Annotated in this window: 6 protein-coding genes; 4 read left to right on the top strand and 2 right to left on the bottom strand. The window is 64.9% G+C overall.

Annotated features, from left to right (window positions below):
- Positions 1–547 (top strand): DMT family transporter (locus AYR66_RS10170; protein ID WP_141104205.1); only part of this gene is annotated, 547 nt, incomplete at its 5' end.
- Here AYR66_RS10170 and AYR66_RS10165 read toward each other — a convergent pair.
- A complete protein-coding gene (locus AYR66_RS10165; RefSeq protein ID WP_088707396.1) occupies positions 544–1,092 on the bottom strand; it encodes a histidine phosphatase family protein in 549 nt (182 codons plus the stop codon). The two genes, AYR66_RS10170 and AYR66_RS10165, sit on opposite strands and share 4 nt — an antisense overlap.
- 83 nt (positions 1,093–1,175) lie before the next feature.
- Here AYR66_RS10165 and asd point away from each other — a divergent pair, with 83 nt between their 5' ends.
- Together asd and AYR66_RS10155 are read left to right on the top strand one after the other, a co-directional pair.
- Positions 1,176–2,015 (top strand): archaetidylserine decarboxylase, encoded by an 840-nt coding sequence (gene asd, locus AYR66_RS10160; RefSeq protein WP_088707395.1) that lies wholly within the window; start codon positions 1,176–1,178, stop codon positions 2,013–2,015.
- Positions 2,016–2,022: 7 nt separating this feature from the next.
- Entirely contained in the window at positions 2,023–2,439 is a 417-nt protein-coding gene (locus AYR66_RS10155) for a secondary thiamine-phosphate synthase enzyme YjbQ (protein ID WP_088707394.1), read from the top strand.
- Here the strand turns inward: AYR66_RS10155 and kefC are convergent.
- Positions 2,436–4,217: a glutathione-regulated potassium-efflux system protein KefC gene (kefC, locus tag AYR66_RS10150; protein ID WP_088707393.1), complete on the bottom strand. Its 1,782-nt coding sequence runs from the start codon at positions 4,215–4,217 to the stop codon at positions 2,436–2,438. The two genes, AYR66_RS10155 and kefC, sit on opposite strands and share 4 nt — an antisense overlap.
- Before the next feature lie 106 nt (positions 4,218–4,323).
- Here kefC and AYR66_RS10145 point away from each other — a divergent pair.
- Positions 4,324–5,189: MASE4 domain-containing protein (locus tag AYR66_RS10145; protein WP_170942291.1), on the top strand; the 866-nt coding region annotated here is incomplete at its 3' end.

The following is a 5,189-nucleotide window of genomic DNA, read 5'->3' as shown; positions in this document are numbered from 1 at the left end:
GGCGGTGCAGGTGACGATGATCTGCTACGGGCTCTGGCGCGGCGAGCGCCCGACCTGGGCCAGCGGCGCCGGCTACCTCTGCGCCCTCGCCGGGATGGCCGGGCTGATGCTGCCCGGCGTCACCGCCCCGCCACTCTCCGGCGCCGCATTGATGATCGCGTCCGGCATCGCATGGGGATTCTTTTCGATCAGGGGCAAAGGCGCGGGCGATCCAGTGCTCGTCATCGCGGGCAGTTTCGTGCGCGCGTCGCTGTTTGCGGTCCTGCTGGCCGTCGCCGCGTCCCCCATCCTCTCGCTCGACACCCGGGGGGTGATGTGGGCCGTTCTCTCGGGCGGACTCACCTCGGGTGTCGGCTATGTGCTCTGGTACACCGCGTTGCGCGGATTGAGCGTGACGAGCGCCGCGACAGTGCAATTGACGGTTCCCGCAATCGCCGCGGCGGGGGGTGTCGCCTTTCTCGGCGAATCGATCAGCCTGCGCCTCGTACTGGCTTCGGCGGCCATACTCGGCGGTGTGGCGATCGCGCTTGCGGGAAAGAGAAGTTAAGGCACTTTCAGCTTGCCGACGACCGCCCCCGGTTCACCTGGCTTGAGCACCACGATTTCCCCGGCCGCCACCGTCTCGCCGGTCAGCGCCGTGATGTTGACCTGATGCGTCACCAGCACCAGGTTCGCGCGCGACCGGTAGCCGCGGATGTAGTCCTTAAGCTCGCCAGTCTGGCGTTCCCTGCGTTCCGGATTGTCGAAGAAGGAATTGAGCACCGGCCAGACCACGGCATTGTCAAAGGCAAGCGTGGCCGTGTCGACACAGCGGCACCATGCGCTGGTGCGCACCTCGCCCACGGCGATGCCGCGGTTGCGGAACATCTCGCCGGTACGTCGCGCCTGCACCCTGCCCTCGGAAGAAAGATTGCGCTGCGTCCGGCAATCCCCGAGCGTAAATCCCGGCGGGTCGCCGACGCCCGCGTCCGTCTGTGCATGGCGCATCAGCAGGATATAGCCGCCAGTACGCAACTGTTCCCACACCATGTCCTGGGGAAATGCCCCGAAGGACAACAGCCAGAGGATGATGCCGATTCCCGCACGCTGCATGTCTTCCTCCTTCCGGATCGCTGCCCGAACTCCCCAAGAAGCTATAATCGGGCCAACTCTTTGCTACAAGGTTCCCCGCTTCCATGCGTTTTTCCGTCCTGCACCAGTATTTCCTGCCGAAACAGGCCCTCACGTCGCTCGCCGGACGTTTTGCGTCCTCGAAGGGCGGCCTCACCCCTCACGTGATCCGCTGGTTCGCCAGAAAGTATGGCGTGAACATGGAAGAAGCGCTCAACCCCGACCTGGCCAGCTATCCCAGCTTCAATGAATTCTTCACCCGCGCGCTGCGGGAAGGCGCGCGCCCGCTGGCCAACGCCGACTTCATCTGCCCGGTGGACGGCGCGATCAGCCAGTTCGGCGCCATCGAGCACGACCAGATCTTCCAGGCCAAGGGCCACCGCTACTCGACCACCGCGCTCGTCGGTGGCGACAGCGCGCTCGCAGCGCAGTTCGACCATGGCAGCTTCGCCACGCTCTACCTCAGCCCGCGCGACTACCACCGCATCCACATGCCCTGCGACGGCAAGCTGCTGCGCATGATCTATGTGCCCGGCGCGCTGTTCTCGGTCAACCCGACCACGGCGCGCGGCGTGCCGGGACTGTTCGCGCGCAACGAGCGCGTGGTGTGCGTGTTCGAAGGACCGCACGGTCCCTTCGTGCTGGTGCTGGTCGGCGCCACCATCGTCGGCAGCATGGCAACCGTCTGGCACGGCGTGGTCAATCCGCCGCGCGGCGGCACAGTGCGCGAATGGCAGTACAACGACAAGGACATCGTGCTGAAGAAAGGCGAGGAGATGGGCCGCTTCCTGCTCGGCTCCACCGTCGTGATGCTCTATCCGAAGGGCACGATCGAATTCAATCCCGCCTGGCTGGCCGAGCGTGCGATCCGGATGGGCGAAGCGATGGGTCGCAAGCCCGCGTAAAAGAATCATGACGGCGCACCAGTCCATCCTCGATTTCTCCACCACCGGACGTGGCACGCGCAACATCACCGATGCCATCGGGCGCGTGGTGACCGACTCCGGTATCAAGACCGGGATCGCGCATGTCTTCGTACAGCACACCAGCTGCTCGCTGACGATTACCGAGAATGCCGATCCCGATGTGCGGCGCGATCTGGAAACCATCCTCGGCCGCCTCGCGCCGGATGGCGATCCCGCCTACCGGCACGACCTCGAAGGGCCGGACGACATGGCGGCGCATGCGCGCAGCGTGCTCACCGACACCGCGTTGAGCGTGCCGGTCGGCGGCGGACGCATGCTGCTGGGGACATGGCAGGGGATTTTCCTGTGGGAGCACAGGACCGACCCGCAGCAGCGGCGGGTGGTGGTGACGGTGCTGGGTTAATCGGGCACCACGTCATCGTTGATCTTGATCCCGTCCTGGCGGAACGACTCCGCCAGCGCTTCCCGTGCCGCCCGCGCAATCGATACCTGTTTCGTCTCGTCGCGGAAGTGCGGGAAGATCGCATCCAGCGTCGCGATGTTGTGCTCGCGGAATTTGCTCCGTGCCAGGCCGGCCGTCTGCGCATCCATGCCCATCTGCCGCAGCGCCTGTTCGGCAATCAGCAGCGCCGACTCGAAGGTTTCCCGTTCGATCATCTCCACGCCCCTGCTGCGCAGTTCGAAGACGTGCGTGACGTCGCGCGCGCGGCACAGCATCTTGAGATGCGGGAAGTGCGAGCGCACGAGGTCGGTCAGCCTGAGATTGCTTTCCACATCGTCGATTGCGTTGACCAGCAGGATCGCCTCATTTGCTCCCGCCGATTGCAACAGGTCGAGCCGCGTCGCATCGCCGTAGAACACCTTGAAGCCGAAACGCCGCACCGTATCGAGCAGATCCGGATCGTTGTCGAGCACCGTGATCTTGATGCCGGAGGCATACAACATGCGCCCGACGATCTGCCCGACGCGGCCGAAGCCGGCGATGATCACGCGCGCCCCGGCCGGTTCGATCACGTCATGCTCGCGCTGCACGACGGGATGCAACATCTTCGCGGCCCGGTCGCCAATCATCAGGGCGAGGGGCGTCAGCGCCATGGACAGGCCCACCGCAAGCGGCAGCATGTCGTCCCACGGCTCCGGCAGGAGCTTCGCGTCGCGCGCGACGGAGAATACGACGAAGGCGAATTCGCTGCCTTGCGCGAGCAGTGCGGCGAACGGCCAGCGCTGCACGGCGGCCACTGGCAGGATGCGAACCAGCAGGCCGAGCGCCACCATTTTCAGCGCCACGTACCCCACGGTGAGCGCGACGACCGTCAACGGCGCCGACGCCAGCAGGCCGAGGTTCATCGACATGCCGACCGAGGTGAAGAACAGCCCGAGCAGCAGACCCTTGAACGGCTCCAGGTCGGTCTCGAGCGCCTTGCGGTATTCGGAACGCGCAAGGAGCACGCCAGCGAGGAAGGCGCCCAGGCCCATCGAGAGGTTGGCCAGCGTCATCAGTTGCGCGATCCCGAGCACGAGCAGCAGAGAGAACGCGGTAAAGATTTCGCGCAGGCGCGTGCGAGCCACCAGCCGCAGCGCCGGCCGCATCGCAAAGCGATTGATGAGGTAGACCGCGACGATCGCGGCTATTGCGAGCTTCCAGTCGAAACCGCCTGCATCGCCGGACGACGGGCCGAGCAGCGGCACCAGCACCAGCAGCGGAATCGCGGCCATATCCTGGAACAGCAGGATGGCGAAAGCGACCTTGCCGGCCGGGGTATTGTCGAGGTGCCGCTCCTGCATGCTTTGCACGGCGATGGCAGTCGATGACAGCGACAGTGCGAGGCCGGCGACGAGCGCCGCGACCGGCGGCAGTCCGGCAAACCAGATGCCCAGCGCCAGCACGATGCCGCAGACAGCCATCTGCAGTGTGCCGCCGCCGAACACGATGGTGCGCATCTCCAGCAGCTTCTTCGGCTGCAGCTCCAGCCCGATCAGGAACAGCATGAGCACCACACCGATCTCGGCCACATGGCTGATCGCCTCGACATTCTTGACCAGGCCCAGCCCCCAGGGACCGATCAGGCAGCCGCCGATCAGGTAACCCAGGACGGAACCCAGGCCGAGGCGCTGGGCCAGCGGCACCAGCAGGACGGCGGTCAGGAGGAAGACGATGGGTGTCAGCAGCAGGTCGTGCATGGCTTTTCTCGTTGGATGGTGTATTTATCAATTCAAGGCACAATCCGATATATCATGAAAACGCCGCATCGCGTGTGCGGCGCCCGTCATCCTGCCTCCATTCAAGATGCAACATCACGATAACAGTACGCCCTCCTTCCTGGCGACAAAGGCACCCGACGCGTTCCAGCGCCGCCTTGCGCTTGCCGTATTCGCTGTTTCACTGGCCTTCTTCCTGGCCGCCGTGCCTTTCGCCAAGGTCCAGCTGTCGCCGGTCTCGGCTTTCATCCCGATTTACCAATCGGCACTGGTGGTCAGCGATGTAATCACGGCTATCCTGCTGTACGGACAGTTCCGCATCCTGCGCACGAAGATCCTTGCCATCCTGGCATCGGGCTACCTCTTTACCGCCTTCATTGCCATTGCCCATGCACTGACCTTTCCCGGCCTGTTCGCACCGTCGGGAATGCTGGGAGCGGGACCGCAGAGCACGGCCTGGCTCTACATGATCTGGCATGCCGGCTTTCCGCTGTTCGTAATCGCGTATGCATTGAAGGGTGACAGCGCGCAGGTAGCGCCATCGCGCACCGGTGTCGCCATCGCCACCGGCATCGCGACCGCGCTCCTGCTCGTCATCGCCGCGGTGCAGCTCGCCACCTCGGGCCAGTCCTTGCTGCCGGCCATCATGGTTGGCAACCGGTATTCGCCAACCATGATCGCGGTTGTCACCAGCACCTGGGCCTTCAGCGTGCTCGCGCTGTTCTTCCTTTGGCGCCGCCGCTCGCGCTCGGTGATCGACCTGTGGCTGATAGTGGTGATGAGCGCGTGGCTGTTCGATATTGCGCTGTCGGCGATGCTCAACCAGGGGCGCTTCGACCTCGGCTTCTACGCCGGCCGGGTCTACGGCCTGCTCGCATCGTCCTTCGTGCTCGCGGTGCTGCTGCTCGAGAACAGCGTGCTCTACACGCGCCTGGTGGAATCGAACGAGCGCGA

It is taken from the genome of Noviherbaspirillum denitrificans, from assembly GCF_002211445.1.
In the GTDB taxonomy this organism is placed as follows: Bacteria; Pseudomonadota; Gammaproteobacteria; order Burkholderiales; family Burkholderiaceae_D; genus Noviherbaspirillum; species Noviherbaspirillum denitrificans.
Note: the sequence above shows the minus strand (reverse complement) of the source record. Positions and strands in the feature narration are given on the sequence as shown.